Annotated in this window: 17 protein-coding genes; 5 read left to right on the forward strand and 12 right to left on the reverse strand. The window is 38.4% G+C overall.

The features are described 5' to 3' along the window. Nucleotide 1: 1 nt before the first annotated feature. Both AC07M3_RS11425 and AC07M3_RS11430 read right to left on the reverse strand, forming a co-directional pair. On the reverse strand, nt 2-988 hold the full coding sequence (locus AC07M3_RS11425) for a quinone oxidoreductase family protein (protein WP_494567335.1): 987 nt from the start codon (nt 986-988) through the stop codon (nt 2-4). A 138-nt stretch (nt 989-1,126) separates the two neighbouring features. Continuing rightward, on the reverse strand, nt 1,127-1,879 hold the full coding sequence (locus AC07M3_RS11430; protein WP_494567336.1) for an aspartate/glutamate racemase family protein: 753 nt from the start codon (nt 1,877-1,879) through the stop codon (nt 1,127-1,129). A gap of 249 nt (nt 1,880-2,128) precedes the next feature. Here AC07M3_RS11430 and AC07M3_RS11435 point away from each other — a divergent pair, with 249 nt between their 5' ends. The 3 genes from AC07M3_RS11435 to AC07M3_RS11445 are packed head-to-tail and all read left to right on the forward strand — an operon-like array spanning nt 2,129 to nt 3,875. Continuing rightward, nucleotides 2,129-2,701, forward strand: a complete 573-nt coding sequence (locus AC07M3_RS11435) for a nuclear transport factor 2 family protein (RefSeq protein WP_494567337.1) — start codon at nt 2,129-2,131, stop codon at nt 2,699-2,701. Next, on the forward strand, nt 2,668-3,162 hold the full coding sequence (locus tag AC07M3_RS11440; RefSeq protein ID WP_494567338.1) for a chalcone isomerase family protein: 495 nt from the start codon (nt 2,668-2,670) through the stop codon (nt 3,160-3,162). The genes AC07M3_RS11435 and AC07M3_RS11440 overlap by 34 nt, the downstream gene beginning before the upstream one ends. A 17-nt stretch (nt 3,163-3,179) precedes the next feature. Beyond that, nucleotides 3,180-3,875: a response regulator transcription factor gene (locus tag AC07M3_RS11445; RefSeq protein WP_192835457.1), complete on the forward strand. Its 696-nt coding sequence runs from the start codon at nt 3,180-3,182 to the stop codon at nt 3,873-3,875. On the opposite strand, the gene AC07M3_RS11450 is transcribed toward AC07M3_RS11445, so the two are convergent. From AC07M3_RS11450 to AC07M3_RS11495, 10 genes are all read right to left on the reverse strand, one after another. Further along, a complete protein-coding gene (locus tag AC07M3_RS11450; RefSeq protein WP_447603913.1) occupies nt 3,872-5,200 on the reverse strand; it encodes a sensor histidine kinase in 1,329 nt (442 codons plus the stop codon). The two genes, AC07M3_RS11445 and AC07M3_RS11450, sit on opposite strands and share 4 nt — an antisense overlap. Nucleotides 5,201-5,229: 29 nt before the next feature. Continuing rightward, on the reverse strand, nt 5,230-6,279 hold the full coding sequence (locus AC07M3_RS11455; protein WP_494567339.1) for an SAM-dependent methyltransferase: 1,050 nt from the start codon (nt 6,277-6,279) through the stop codon (nt 5,230-5,232). 8 nt (nt 6,280-6,287) lie between these two features. After that, nucleotides 6,288-7,067: a DUF1295 domain-containing protein gene (locus AC07M3_RS11460; RefSeq protein ID WP_494567340.1), complete on the reverse strand. Its 780-nt coding sequence runs from the start codon at nt 7,065-7,067 to the stop codon at nt 6,288-6,290. A 29-nt stretch (nt 7,068-7,096) separates the two neighbouring features. After that, a complete protein-coding gene (locus AC07M3_RS11465) occupies nt 7,097-8,296 on the reverse strand; it encodes a class I SAM-dependent methyltransferase (RefSeq protein ID WP_494567341.1) in 1,200 nt (399 codons plus the stop codon). After that, on the reverse strand, nt 8,293-9,084 hold the full coding sequence (locus AC07M3_RS11470) for a DUF1365 domain-containing protein (protein WP_494567342.1): 792 nt from the start codon (nt 9,082-9,084) through the stop codon (nt 8,293-8,295). The genes AC07M3_RS11465 and AC07M3_RS11470 overlap by 4 nt, the downstream gene beginning before the upstream one ends. 22 nt (nt 9,085-9,106) lie before the next feature. Further along, the gene (locus AC07M3_RS11475) at nt 9,107-10,369 is read right to left on the reverse strand and encodes an NAD(P)/FAD-dependent oxidoreductase (RefSeq protein ID WP_494567343.1); all 1,263 of its coding nucleotides are present in this window, start codon (nt 10,367-10,369) and stop codon (nt 9,107-9,109) included. Next, nucleotides 10,366-11,337: an acyl-CoA desaturase gene (locus AC07M3_RS11480; protein WP_494567344.1), complete on the reverse strand. Its 972-nt coding sequence runs from the start codon at nt 11,335-11,337 to the stop codon at nt 10,366-10,368. Before AC07M3_RS11480 ends, AC07M3_RS11475 begins: the two co-directional genes overlap by 4 nt. A gap of 120 nt (nt 11,338-11,457) precedes the next feature. Then, complete coding sequence (locus AC07M3_RS11485) at nt 11,458-12,021, reverse strand: lipocalin family protein (protein WP_494567345.1); 564 nt, start codon at nt 12,019-12,021, stop codon at nt 11,458-11,460. A gap of 96 nt (nt 12,022-12,117) precedes the next feature. Then, nucleotides 12,118-13,521 (reverse strand): heavy metal sensor histidine kinase, encoded by a 1,404-nt coding sequence (locus tag AC07M3_RS11490; RefSeq protein ID WP_494567346.1) that lies wholly within the window; start codon nt 13,519-13,521, stop codon nt 12,118-12,120. Continuing rightward, nucleotides 13,518-14,189: a heavy metal response regulator transcription factor gene (locus AC07M3_RS11495; RefSeq protein WP_494567347.1), complete on the reverse strand. Its 672-nt coding sequence runs from the start codon at nt 14,187-14,189 to the stop codon at nt 13,518-13,520. The genes AC07M3_RS11490 and AC07M3_RS11495 overlap by 4 nt, the downstream gene beginning before the upstream one ends. A gap of 125 nt (nt 14,190-14,314) precedes the next feature. Between AC07M3_RS11495 and AC07M3_RS11500 the strand changes: the two genes are divergently transcribed. Together AC07M3_RS11500 and uraH are read left to right on the forward strand one after the other, a co-directional pair. Continuing rightward, on the forward strand, nt 14,315-14,782 hold the full coding sequence (locus AC07M3_RS11500; RefSeq protein WP_494567423.1) for a GlcG/HbpS family heme-binding protein: 468 nt from the start codon (nt 14,315-14,317) through the stop codon (nt 14,780-14,782). 11 nt (nt 14,783-14,793) lie between these two features. Further along, on the forward strand, nt 14,794-15,195 hold the full coding sequence (gene uraH / locus AC07M3_RS11505) for a hydroxyisourate hydrolase (protein ID WP_494567348.1): 402 nt from the start codon (nt 14,794-14,796) through the stop codon (nt 15,193-15,195). The last annotated feature ends 12 nt before the right edge of the window (nt 15,196-15,207 follow it).

Raw genomic sequence — 15,207 nt, forward strand, 5'->3', positions numbered from 1 at the left:
TTCAAATTACAAAAATTGATGACCCTATTGTTTTGCGTGCTTCTAAATCACGATGAGCTTGCACGGCATCCTTTAGCTCATAGCGCTGATTAATTTCAATTTTGATTCGTCCGTGTCGAACATGATCAAATAATTCATTTGCCAGTTCTTTCTTCTCAGCAGGATCTGCAATGTAATCTGCCAAAGCTGGACGAGTCACAAACAATGAACCTTTCACGGCAAGTAATACCGGATCAAAAGCAGGGATTGGACCAGATGCCGTACCTACGCAGACCAACAAACCTCGGCGTTTTAAGGAATCTAATGAACTCATAAAAGTAGCTTGACCGACACTATCGAAAACGACATTTACACCCACGCCACCTGTTAGCTCACGTACACGCTCAGCAACATTTTCATGGCTATAATTAATGACATGATCACAACCATGAGCTCGCGCTACAGCAGCTTTTTCTTCTGAAGACGTTGTGCCGATAACACTCAAGCCAAGTAATTTGGCCCATTGAGAAACGATCAGCCCAACACCACCAGCGGCTGCATGTAATAAAATTGAATCGCCCGCTTTAAAGTCATAAATGCGGCGCATCAGATAAGCAGCGGTCAACCCTCGCATGGTCATGGCTGCCGCTGTTTCACAAGAAATTTCTTCAGGTAATTTAATTAAAGCATTAGCTGGAATTAGACGGTGGGTGCTATATGCACCTAACGTATTTAAAAAACCTGTATAGGTAACTCGATCACCTACTTTGAGCTGAGTTACTCCTTCACCTAATGCTTCGACTACACCAGAAGCCTCTACGCCCATGCCATTAGGCATTGGAATTTGATAGGTTCCATTACGAAAATATGTATCGGCATAATTTAGGCCGACTGCCACATGACGTAGGCGTACTTCTCCAGCTTTTGGATCTCCTACTTCTACATCTTCATAGCGCATTACTTCAGGTGTTCCTGTTCCATAGAAACGTATAGCTTTCGTCAACGTCATGTCCTATCCCATATTTTGTTTTTTTATTAAGTGCCTATAAAAGCAATAACTAAAACTACAATAAGAAGGATATGTGCCACTTTACATTTGACGACACAGGCTTAACGATTAATGACAGGAAGCCTATTTGAAATATTGCTAAACAGTATTCCCAACAGTTGCAGCAACTATATTTAGATTGGCTCTATTAGGATTTTTACTTTCATTTAAGCTAAAACTCACGGCCTCTTTTGCATGAATGGTAGTCGTATCAAATAAAGGAACCGAGAATTTAACCTTACCAATCAACATACAAATTTCGGTACAACCCAAGATAATTCCTTCTGCTCCATCAGCTATGAGCGCCTCTACAATAGCAATATACTTTTGCTGTGAATCTGGGTTAATCACACCCAAGCAAAGCTCTTCATAGATAATACGATGTACTATCTTTCGGTCGGCTTCATTTGGAATCATCACGTCAATTCCATGATCCTGTAATCGAGCTTTATAAAAATCTTGCTCCATTGTAAAAGCTGTCCCCAACAATGCGACTTTACCAATGTTTTGACTCAAAATTTCTTTTGCTGTCGCATCGGCAATGTGTATAAAAGGGACCGTAATAGCATCTTCAATCTGCGGTGCAATTTTATGCATGGTGTTAGTACACACCAAAATACAATCTGCCCCTGCTTTTTCTAAATTCAGCGCTTGCTCAGCTAAATACGCGCCTGCCTCTTGCCATAAACCTTTTGCTTGCAAAGCTGCGATTTCTTCAAAATCTACACTATTAATAATTACTTTAGCAGAATGTAATTTTCCTAATTTACCGTGAACCATTTTATTAATTTGTTGATAATAGAGCGCTGTGGATTCCCAACTCATTCCGCCTAATAAGCCAATTGTTTTCATTATTTAAACTTCCTATTTATGCAAATGTAATCTATATCTCTTATGAGTAAAGCGCAGCTAGAATGAAATTGCTTTCTTAATACTAAAATTTGTGGAGTCCTGAGAAACTTCTAACTTAAATAGATCTAATAAAGGGTCTTTCAAAAAGAAAAAACTGTCTTTTAACACAAATCATAAAACATAAGAATTCACGCAAACTTCACGACCAGCTCTTTAATTTAATCTTATAAAGTTGGCTCGGATATAGACATGAAAATTATAACCACAGCCCTCGGGCTGATTACCTTGGTAGGTTTAACAGCGTGTAAAAGTGTGCCTAGTTACTCAAGTGACTATGGCAAAGCTGAACAAAAAATTAATGGAATAACATTAAATGACGAGCAGGCGTTAGATATCGGCAATCGTTTTGTTGCCGCATTTAATACACTTGGCACCCCTTCTTTTGTAAGCAATGCTGGCAATCTCTACGCTGATCAGCTTTATATTAACGACACACTCTCGCAGTTCTCTCAAAAAAAAGATCTCATTAAACATTTTGAAGGCATGAATGCTCGAGTAAGTAATGTCACTGTAAAACTGATTAGTGCAACTCACCATCAAGATACAGCCTATATCCATTGGTACATGACCTATGACTTTAAAATGTTAGGTCGTTCAAAAACCATGGCTTCTTATGGAATGAGTCAAATTAAAATTAATGAACAGCAAAAAATTATTTTCCAGCAAGATTATTGGGATCCGGCGAATGGCCTCTACCGTTCTTTACCAATCTTTGGAGGAGTCTATAAATGGATATTACCGTTCAAAAAAGTCGAGTCTTAATATTTCTGGGAATCTTGATCGTATCTTACGCTAACGCGGCTGAACTGAAAAAATGTAGTTCAGCACCTTTGATGGTCACGAGTAAGAAAGTGGGAAATGTCAGTTACTTTGCTGAAGATTGCTTAAAAAATTGGCAGAGTCAAAGCATCAAAATGGACTTTAGCTATAACCGCGATATTCCCGAGTGGGCTTTTAAACGTGCAGCAACCCATTATTTGAAAAAGAATATTAGTGGATTTGATGCAAAATCTCCGCTTAATCATATTAATGAACTTTATAGACCCATCAAAAATGGAGACTTATATAGTTTGTATTACCAGCACGAAAATCAAAAACTAGAACTAAAATTAAACCAGAAGCTACTCGGTTCTTTAAACAATCCGAATGCAAATCAATATTTTAAAATCTGGTTTGGTAGCGAACCATTTAATGCTAAATTAAAACAACAATTATTAAATTAATGGCTTAATAAAATCTCATGGGTAATCACTTTATCCTCATGGTTGAGGACCATTTTGAACTGGCAGCAACGGTCTGTGAATTTCTTGAAGTGCATGGTTATGTGATCGATCATGCGCGTAATTTAGATGCTGCACGGACTTTTCTTAAATCTCAGCATTATCATCTTTTGCTGCTCGATATAAACTTACCTGATGGCTCAGGTTATGATCTATGCAACTGGCTACGCACCGAACAAGGCGTTGATATTCCAGTCCTTATGCTGACAGCAAGAGATACTTTAGATGACAAACTTAAAGGTTTTACCGCTGGAACAGATGATTATTTGGTTAAACCCTTTGATTTTAATGAATTAGTGATGCGGATTCGTGCATTAATTAAAAGAGCAGCTGGCGAAGTCACTCATCATAAAATTCAAATTCATGATTTAATTCTTGATAGCGCAACCCAAACAGTTATTCGTGCCGGAAATAATATCGAATTGCCGCCTATTCAATTTAAATTATTAAAAATTTTGATGCGTCAATCTCCAAAAGTAGTAACCAAACAAGAACTGATGATGGAGTTATGGGGCGATGAAGAACCTGAAAGTGATGCATTACGCAGTCACATATATAACTTAAGAAAAATGGTTGATAAACCTTTTGACCCTAAGCTATTACATACAGTGGCAGGTGTCGGTTTAAAAATTGCTTTAGAAAGTTCTGCAAGTTAACTCAAATAGACCACAACAATTAGACCTGTTGCCTGTTCTAAGTCCAACTCAGGATGAGTAGCTAAATAGTACTGCCGATCAAACAACTCCACTCGCCATCCTAGTTGTTTGCAAAGCTTTTGCACCAATTGCAAACCAATTCCGTGGCCTTTAACTTTTAAAGAAAGTTGGGAGTCACTGAGCTCTTGTACTTTCACATCATTAGGTAGAGAAATTCCAATTCCATTATCCGCAATAATCAGGCTGTTTTTTTGTTGAATAATGTCAATTTGTGAGCCTTGAGAATAATTCAGCGCATTACGTAAAATATTGCTTAAAACCATTTTAGTCATAGAGGGATATAACCAGCGCGGCTGTTCAGAAAGGTCGGGTTGAATATGAATATGTATTCCCTTACTCTCACTCACTGCTTGTAAACTTTCGACTAGATCCTTCACAATTCTAGATAAAAAATTCTTTTCAGACGGTAAGCTTTTTACTGTATTACGTGCAATCGCCAGTAAGGTATCAACTAATAACTGCATATCCTCAATCGTATTATGAAGACGAACTAAGGCTTTATCATCTCCATATCTCGCCTGACAAAGTTGCACATTACCTTTCAAAATGGTTAACGGAGTACGTAGCTCATGGCTCACATCTCCCGTAAACTCCCTTTCACGTCGAATAAAATCACTTAAAACTTGATGATATTTTTCCAAGGCTTGCTTGAGATATTCTGCTTCCATGTTGCCATTGGTATTAATATCTCTAAAAGGAGATGCTTGGGTATCTTGATGTGCCCAATCGATATTTTCCAAAGCATTTGCCAAGCGTGTAATTGGGGAAAAATAGCGTCTGGCTTTTCGATTTGACCACCATAAAAAGCTATATAGCACAGACAAACTAAACATGAGCGGAGCCAGTCCAAATAACCAGATCAGCTTATTGACATTGCTCTCGCCAAATACCAACAGAACATGTTGACCATTATGCTCACCATAGACCGTCATTCGCTCTTTACCATCAACGAATACTCGGTGCACCCCACTTTCTAAGCGCATACCCCGAAATGGTTGAGGTGCAATCTCTGTATTCCACCGATAGCCATATAAATTTTTCGTATCCGGTAAATCTGCATTTGGGTCACGTTCTATGCGTAACCAGTAATGCTCCATTTCCTGCTCTAAAGCGGTTTTAAGTAAAGAGCCTTTAATGACCCATGCACTACAAGCCAACCCGACCACGATCGATAATGCAATCAGACCAATCTGCAACCAATAATATCGATTGAACATTTTGGCTAATGGATGACTAGATTTGCCATCATGTCGAGTTCTTATCATATCTTTATCGCCGAGGTAGGCTCTAGAAATTACAATGATCTCTTTCTAAATAAAAAGTGACCAATTACCCATTCTTGTCCTTGCTCAAAACCAAACAGCTCAGCACAAGCCATGAAGAAAATACGCCAACGTTGCCACCAAATATTGGCATCTTTTCCATAGATTTTTTTAAACAGAGGCTTCAATTCAACTTCTTGATTATCCATATTATCAAGCCAAGCATTTGCGGTTCTCATATAGTGCTCACCCGACCACTGCCACTGTTGAGCCAATTCTAAATGCTCTTGAAAATGCAAAAAAGTTGACGTCGCAGGCATTAAACCGCCAGTAAAGAAATACTTGGACATCCAATCATAATCTGATTTTACTTCAAAAGGATAATGTAAAAAGCGATGGCAAAAAATATGACACCAAAGTAGCCCATCTGCCTTCAACCATCCCTGAATTTTCTCAAAAAGACGTTGATAGTTACGAACGTGTTCAAACATTTCAACAGATACAACCCGATCAAATTGATCTTGGTCTAATTCGAGCACATTCACATCACATGTGAGCACTTCAATATTGTTTAAACCCTTCAACTTTGCTTGCCCAAGAATATGCTTTTTCTGGGTTGCAGAGTTTGAAACAGCAGTAATCTGTGAGCGCGGATAGTTTTCTGCCATCCATAATGTTAGAGAACCCCATCCACAGCCTAGCTCTAAAATATGTTGGCCGTTTTTAAGTTGCGCTCTTTCACAATAAAGCTGAAGAGCAAGCTCCTCTGCCTGATCTAAAGTTGTTGTTTTAGTCGGAAAATAACATGCACTGTATTTGAGTCTTTTTCCAAGCACTGCCTGAAAAAACTCAGTTGGCAATTCATAGTGCTGCTCATTTGCCTTGTCCGTTTCAACCGCGATTTCGCTCTTCTTCAGCATATTAAGCACATCCATATAGCGCTGTGCCCCTTGTTCAGGGTCATAACGCCCTTCTTGAATTAAGCGCTTTTTGCTTAAAGCACGGATTGCTGCCCGAATTGCATGATCTGGAATCACACCACTTTCAACAATTTTTAAAGACTGATGAACAATAAAATCCATATGCGCACCTATTTTTTGGGTTTTCGCGGAATAAACATTGATGTTTTTTGTTGATAATCAAGATAGTTTTGACCGCGACTTTTAATTGCTTGTTTTTCACTAAATGGAATACCCGTGACGTAATATAAAAATAGCCACATCAGTAACGGATAAATCCACAATAAATATTGGCCCGCAGCTAAACCAATAATTGGATAGGCAAACCAGTGTAACCATTCAAAAAAATAATTTGGGTGACGTGAATAACGCCATAAACCCTGATCCATCGTTTTGCCATGATGATCTGGATTTAATTTAAATCGGTATAATTGCTGATCAGCGAGCTGCTCTCCAATAAAGGCAATCGCCATGATGACGGCAGCAATCACTAAAGTGACTTTATATCCACTACTCCACTCAGTTGCTTCTACATTGAGGAGTGTCCACATCGGTAAGAAGAACAAAAGCACTAAAAGTGTTTGAAAGATAAAAAATAAAAAGAAGCCTAAATGCTGAAATTTACCCATGGCTTGACGCATGTTCGCGTAACGACCATCTTCTTTTTGTTCAGATTGATAACGTCTTAACAAATGCCAAAATAGTCTGAAAAACCATAAGCCGCTAAAAATGCCGATAAAAAGTCTTACTTCAACTGGAGCAACTGAAATGAGTAATGAAGACACAATAATGTTCACTGCCAGACAGAAACTCCATGCGGCATCTACAATTCCAGCTCGACCATTTGCTGTGGCAAGTAGCCAGCTCAGCAACATGATCATTAAATCTAGAATCAGTAAATTCCAAAACATGAGCAGTCTCCTTGCTTGATGTGTTTGAGTTAGTAACTGGTACTTTCAAACAACAAGTGAACATTGCTTATCACACCTTCTTTGAAACCACCCTCGCAATAACATAAATAGAAATCCCACATGCGAATGAAGTTTTCATCAAAACCCAGAGCCAATACTTCCTCTCGTGCGATTAAAAACCGTGCTCGCCAGTGATGAATTGTTTTTGCATAACTTAAGCCGATGTCATTTAAATGCTTTAACCTTAAACCGCTTTCAGAGGCGGTTTGAGTCAATACACTCACGCTAGGAATAAAGCTACCAGGGAAAATATAACGCTTAATATAATCGACTGTATTTAATGCTTTTTTATAACGGAAATCTTCAATGGTAATGGCTTGAATAAATGCCAAACCTTTCGGTTTTAACAGCGCTTTGCACTGATCAAAATATGTTGATAAATATTGTGCACCTACGGCCTCAACCATTTCAATTGAAACCAACTTATCGAACTTCCCTTCGAGCAAGCGGTAGTCTTTTAATTGCACATCAATTCGATGTGCCAACCCAGCTTCACTTACACGAGTAACGGCTTCATCGTATTGAGCTTGTGAAATGGTAATGGTGGTCACTCTACAGCCGTAATGTTGGGCTGCATAAATTGCAAAACCGCCCCAACCGCTTCCAATTTCAACCAAATGATCCATTGGTTTTAAATCTAACTTTTTACAAATGAGCTCTTTTTTATAATCAGATGCATCTTCAAGTGACATGTTTTCATTTTCAAAAACAGCACTCGAATACATTAACGACGAGTCTAAAAATAATTTAAAAAAGTCATTACTTAAGTCATAGTGCTCAGCAATATTTTTACGGCTCCCGCTTATAGAGTTTTTTCTATTTTTATACCAACCCTTCAGAAAAAACTGGCTCGCCTGTGCAATAACATTTTGGTTAAACTGGTCTAATACATCTCGATTACGTGCCAATATCTGAACCAACTCTACAAGTTGTTCGCTGCTCCAATCGCCACGGATATAGCCTTCAGCTGCTCCTAAAACACCATTTTTTAAAATGAGATCCATCAGCAAAGGATTGCGAACTTCAATCACAGCATGTAAATCTGAAACCTCGCCAACCGTACCACTCCACGCGCCCTGAAAAGTGATCTGTCCATGACGTAGTTTGAGAAGACTTTTGAGTAGTAACGGTAGTGAGTCATCTTCACCATACAGAAATGTTTTTATCATGTCTTATCTACCTTGATCTTTTTAGGATGACGATAAAATGGAACTTTTTTTCGCCATAACTTAAATGCCTCTAAATATATTGAAAACAACATTTTAAAAGGGGCTAGGCTGTTCATAAGAGCATATCGATACTGCTGTGAAGGAAATGTGATGGGCACAAGTTCAAACCGCATAGTTGCATCAAACACTTGTTTTTGTTCTTCAAAGAGCTTCATATGAATGACATTTTGCTGGTCTGAAAAACTAAATCGCCAACGGTAAGTCAACTGCATGGGTATAAACGGCGAGACGTGAAATGATTTTTCAAAATGAAAATCGAAACTCTGATACCCGCCCACATTACTTTGTTGTTTTGTGCAGTCGTGTATATAAACTTTTCGTTCATTCCAAGGAGTGTTGGTGATTTCACTTACAATAAATATAGGTTTCCCAGTTTTACCTAAAACAAAATAAAAGACCACAGAGTTAAATCTAAAACCGAGACAACGAGGTAAAGCCAACACTCTGATTTGCCACTCTGGCCTAAAATGTGAGTTACTATTTTCCAATATCGCTTTCTCTACTTTCTCCCTTATAGAACCTCGATACATATTTAAAAAATCATTTTTAGATAGTTTTAGTACATTCCAATGATTGGTTGACCAAAGTGAGCAATCTTTTGCAATCTCATTTAATTGATCTGGATCAAACCATAAGTAATTTAAGGTCGATGTGAATTGATGCTGTTTGGGGCTATAGCGTCGGTGACGAATAAGTGTAGGAGCTATAGCAAGTTTATTTAATAACATTTCAAAAGCTCCTTACCTATTTTTATAAATGTAGAAGTTGCTCTACAACACGTGCTGCACTGCGGGCACCATCCTCATGGAAACCCCAGCCCCAATACGCTCCACAAAATGATGTTCTGTTTTGTCCGTTAATTTCTTGCCAACGAGATTGAGTTTGAATCGCTTTAGTATCAAATACAGGATGACGATATTGGCGTTCAACCAAGATGTCTTCGGCTTTAATTTGCATATTCGGATTTAAAGTAGAAAAAACTTGAGTATTGCAGGATAAATTCTGCAAATTATTCATCCAGTAGGTAAAACCATAATGTATGTCGGACTCATTGCTTTGAGCTTGTGATGTTGGAGTTACATGTACATGCCAACTTGCCCACTGCAAACGACTTTTAGGCATAATTGAAGTGTCACAGTGAACCACCATGTGATTATCTTGATAGCTAAATTGACTTAGTATTTCTCGTTCAAGCGATGAAGCATCTTTAATTAAACTTAGGCTATCGTCCGCATGGCTTGCGAAAATCACCCAGTCATATTCTGCTTGCCCTTCAGTCGTTTCGATAAACACAGTTTCTTGTGAACGGCTCACACTTTTTACTTCTGCAAATTTCCACTCAATGGATGGACAGTTTTGTTGAATAGCATGTATATAACTTGCTGAACCGTGTTTGACTGTTTGCCATTGTGGCCGCTCTTTTAGCTGTAGCATGCGGTGATGCTGAAAAAAGCTCACGACAAATCGATATGGAATCTGACCTACCTGCTCAACCGGAGCCGACCATAATGCCCCGCACATCGGATAAAGATGCTCATAACGGAACTCATGGCTATATTTGTGTAGGTCTAAATAGTCTTCAATAGATAAATTAGGGTCAAAATCTGCTACATCAATATTTTTATTATCATCATAAAAACGCAGCAAGTCTGAGAGCATTTGTAGAAATTTAAGGTTTAGAAAGTTCTGCGGACGGGCAAAGAGCGACCATTTTTTTGAGGGGTTATATTGAAGTCCACTGACCATATTATTCACCGAAAAACTCATGTCACTGCTTTGAGTTTCAACTCCCAATTTTTTAAGCATGTCGGTAAATAACGGATAGTTGTAGTCATTAAACACAATAAAACCACTATCTACCGCAACTTTAGCGACCTCTATATCCAGCTCATGAGTGTCAGTATGACCACCTAAATAGTTATTTTTTTCATATACGGTAACTTGATGTTGTTTTGACAATTTCCATGCAGCATAAAGTCCCGATATACCCGAACCCACAATGGCAATTTTCATAACACTTCCCCATTTTCAATTTTTTCTATCGGTAGATCTTTAATCTTTTTATATTGATAAACCTTCGCTGGTACTGGCTTTAGTCCCCACACCAAACCAAATAAAGACATCAGTTTGAGCACATAAAAGGTGATATCAATCTGCCACCAATAAAAACCTTGACGCACACTACCCGCGTAAAAGTGATGGTTGTTGTGCCATCCCTCACCTAAGGTAATTAAAGAAAGTAAAAAGTTATTACGGCTGTCATCTGGGGTCTTAAACTCTCGTGAACCATAACGATGCGCGAGTGAGTTAATACATAAGGTTGCATGCGTTAATAGAACAGTAGAAATCACAAATCCCCACACCAAAAGCTGTAAGCCATTGGTTCCCAACTCAGGGAAATGTTGCGCAAGCCACGAACCAAAACCATAAATTGCCAAAGCTGTGAAAATCACAATAGGCAAACTAAATCGATCAAGCCAAATCAGCTCAGGATATTTCAACCAGTCTTTAATCACTTTTTTTCGAATAGCAAAATTCTGCTTATTTAAAAACCAGCCTACATGGGAATACCAAAAGCCTGCTTTCGCTGAATGTGGGTCCTGATCAGTGTCGGTAAAGTGATGGTGATAACGGTGATGCGCTGCCCACCATAACGGTCCACGCTGTGCACTCATGGTTCCGATCAGTATAAAAATGAACTGGACAATACGTGATGTTTGAAAAGTTTTATGTGAAAGATAACGGTGAAAAAAAGCAGTAATTGCAAACATGCGAAGAAAGTAAAACCCCAGCATGAAGACAACTGCAAACCAAGATACGCCCACCCAAAACACAGCTAAACAAGCGATATGCAATAAAATAAAAGGAATTATCCTTGACCATTGAATTTTCTTTTCAATGACATATTCGCCAGAAGTACCCACTTGCGCATTTTCTGAATCTGACCAGCTATCGATCCAGCGCAGAAAAAATTTAGACATTGATTCTTCCTGATCTAAAGCATTTCTTTTGGTTCTAATTTAGAAAATGCGCAATGAATTTTATGTGAAGTTCACACGATTACGAGATAAATATATGCATCTACCTAATCAGTAACTTCACTATTTTGACTGAGTTGTTTTAACGAGTTTAGAAACGTCGTAGCCATAGCTTTTTGCGGTTTGCAGATAAGACTGATATGTCGCCTCATCAATTTGGGGACTACGAGAAAGAATCCATAAATATTTCTGGCTTGGGCCACCCACTAAAGCGACCTGATAATCTTGGTCAACTCTTAAAACCCAATAATCGCCTTTTGTAAAAGGAATCCATCTTAGGCCAGAAGGCAAAAAGCTCACTTTTAATTTACTGTTGCCATCATTTTGCGAATAGGCCACACCTTCAGATGAAATCATTTTGCCATCTTTGTTGGTACAACTATTTAAAACACCAACGGTTTTGTCCGCGTTAATGGAATAGTTTGCAGTTATATTGGCTACACAATTACGCTGAAAAAACATAGGTAAATGTGCAATCTCATACCACTTACCTGCGTATTTATTAATATCAATAGATTCAACAGCCACTGGTTTCGTATTTGTGTCGGCAAAGGTACTCAAAGGAAGCGCTAAGCTAACCGCTGCAAGACTGCTGCTGATAACAAGTGACTTAAATAATAATTTCATAACTACCCTCTTCTATTTATTTCATATGTTTAAACATACGCCAGAGGGCTGTGAACAAAGTGTGAATTTTAAAAATTAAGGAACATTAATAAGGATTTAATTGTATTTCGTTGGAGCATCTGCAATTGGAAAATTCAGTTCAAAACATACGCCTTCGAGCGTGTTATAAACTCGATATGAACCATGATGTAGATCCATAATTGAAGCGACAATAGATAGACCTAAGCCACCTGTCTGGTTCTCATCACTTCGACTTGAGTGGCATTGGTAAAATCTTTCAAAGACATATTCGAGTTGATGTTCAGCAATTGAAACATCTCCCGTTACCACAGTCAGGCTCACCCATTGCGTATGCTCAATGATCTTATGTTGACTTGAAATATAGACAGTTCGGTTATTGCCACCGTGAACCAACGCATTTAAAACAAGGTTGTAGACTGCTCTTTGAAATAACTCCGGATCTGCAAATAACTTTTGAGCTTCTAGGTTAAGACTAAAATGACACTCTTGTTCCTCGGCTTGATATTCAAAAATCTGGCATAGCCCATCTATAACATCTTGGACGTTTATTTCTTGTTTGTTTACAAGAACCATTTTCTGATCGGCTCTTGCTAAAAAAAGCATGCTATCAATCATGCGTTTTAATCGGTGGTAATCATCCAAATGAGACACCAACAAATCTTCATATTGCTCAACTGAGCGTTCGCCAGTTAAAGCAATATCGGTTTGCCCAATCAGATTATTTAAAGGAGTACGAAACTCATGAGCAATATCCTCAGAAAAACGGTTGAGCTGGGTATAGCCCTTTTCGATACGCTCAAGCATATGATTTATATCTTTTGAAAGTAGCTCAACTTCTAAAGGTGTATTTAAGAGATTTAATCGTTTCTGTAGCTGATTTACGTTAATAGAATGCGTCTGCTTGCGAAGCTGTTGTAGTGACTTTAACCCCCTATGGCACGCTAAAATGCAAAGCACAAAGATTGCGAAGATGCCTCCTACCACATACATCAACAGGTTCTTTTGAAAAGGCAAAAGAATATTAATGCGTTCAGACCATTGTTTGCCTGCAATGAGCAGATAAGGCTCGTGATTAATTTTTATGGTTTTCCAAGCAACTCGCGTTGGATATTCATGATTAGCTAAGTCCTGAAATTGAAGACTCGGACGCTCTGCAAGCTCAGGTAACTGAATATGGAGCGGATTGATATTAATTAAAGTTTTATCTTTATGAATGAGCAGAAACAAGTTGTCTTGGTTGCCGAGCATATTTTGGTAAAGCTTAGGCCGCGCAATAATTTGCTCTACATTTTCACTATCTTGTAGCAAAATTTCCAAGCGGTTAATTCTGTCTGCTAAAGCTTTATCTTGTTGCTTTAATAAAATTTGGTTAATGCCTAAATAGGTTATAAAGCCGACTGAACATAAAATTAAGGCAGAACAAAGTGTGACCAGTAATGTAATACGGACTTCAAGAGAACGCAGAAATTTAAAGTTCATAAGCTAACCGAAATTTTATAGCCCAAGCCACGGATGGTATGAATAAGCTTTAATTCATACCCTTCATCAATTTTGCTTCGTAAACGGCGTACTGCCACATCAATAAAGTTGGTATCGGTATCAAAATTAATATTCCACACTTCGGAACCAATTTGTCTGCGCGTCACGATTTGCTCTTTGTTGAGCAATAGATAACGCAACAAATTAAATTCGGTTTTACTCAGCTCAATTGAGTTGCCACTACGCCATACTTTATGGCTGACCACATCCATTTTTAAATCACTGATAGACAACTCATTTTCTTGCAAATATTGCTGTCGTCTTAACAGGCTTTTAATACGGGCTAACAATTCAATATAAGAAAAAGGTTTAGCCAAGTAATCGTCTGCACCCAACTCTAAACCTTTGACTCTATCCATCACCTGATCTTTTGCCGTTAAGAAAATAACTGGAATTTTGGAGAACTGGCGTAGTACTTGTAATACGCTCCAACCGTCTATGTCAGGCAACATGACATCAAGAATAAGTAAGTCATATTGATCTCTCTTTAGCATTTCCAAACCTTGAAGCCCTAAGTGAACACACTCCGCTTGATATCCCGATTCTTTTAATCCTTTAACCAAATAAGTGGTGATCTTGATCTCGTCTTCAATAATAAGGATACGCATTTTGTAGAGACTCATTTGAAAGATGACAACTTTGTAATGTGATTGTCATGCTTGGAATTATTCAATTTGTTTAAGATTTTCAAAGCGACATAGAGGCAATCATCATGAACAAATTGAACTGGCTGATGCTAACAGCCACGCTATTGTGTAATAGTACTTTTGCACAGCCGCCTGCTTTGAATCAAGTCTATTCATTAGATCTTAAAACGGCACACATGCTAGCCGACAGTGCGAAAGAGGCATGCAAAAAATTAAATCAAAACATTGCAGTGGTTGTTGTTGACCGTGGTGGTAACCCTTTAACTGCCGAACGGCATGAGCTGGTGGGTCCGCATAATTTAATGGCTGCTGAAAAAAAGGCCTATACGGCGTTATCTACCAAAACATCGACCTTGGTTTTAAGCCAAAATAGTAACCAAAACCCCGATGCAAAAAATTTAACCACCGTAGCAAATTTACTTTTGTTAGGAGGCGGCGTACCTGTTCGTTTTGAGAACCAAGTGATCGGAGCGATTGGGGTTGCGGGTGCTGGTGGTGCTCAAAATGATAACCAATGTGCAAGCAAAGCCATTGAAACCGTTTTTCATTCATAAGGAACTTCACCATGTCTAAATCATTTATTGCTTTATCTTCGTTATTTATTGCTTCGGCGACATTTGCACAAACTAATCCACTTAGTGTGCATGTTTTAAATCTAGAAACGGGTTTGCCCTCTTCACAAGTTGAGGTTGTTTTAGAAAAAAACACCAATAACCAGTGGGTAAAACTCAACCAACAAGTGACCGATTCAAATGGTCGTATTACTGCGCTCTATCCAGAAAATAAAAAACTAGAGCAAGGTGTTTATAAAGTTACCTTTAAAACCGAAGACTGGTTCAAAAAGAACAAACAACAAACTTTTTTTGCCGAGGTACCCGTTATTTTTAAAGTGGATGGAAGCGTAAATCACTACCATATTCCTTTACTACTCAGCCCTTATGGTTACTCAACCTATCGAGGTAATTAAAAGAAAAACCCC

The sequence above is a fragment of the Acinetobacter sp. GW821-FHT09D10 genome (genome assembly GCF_059416285.1).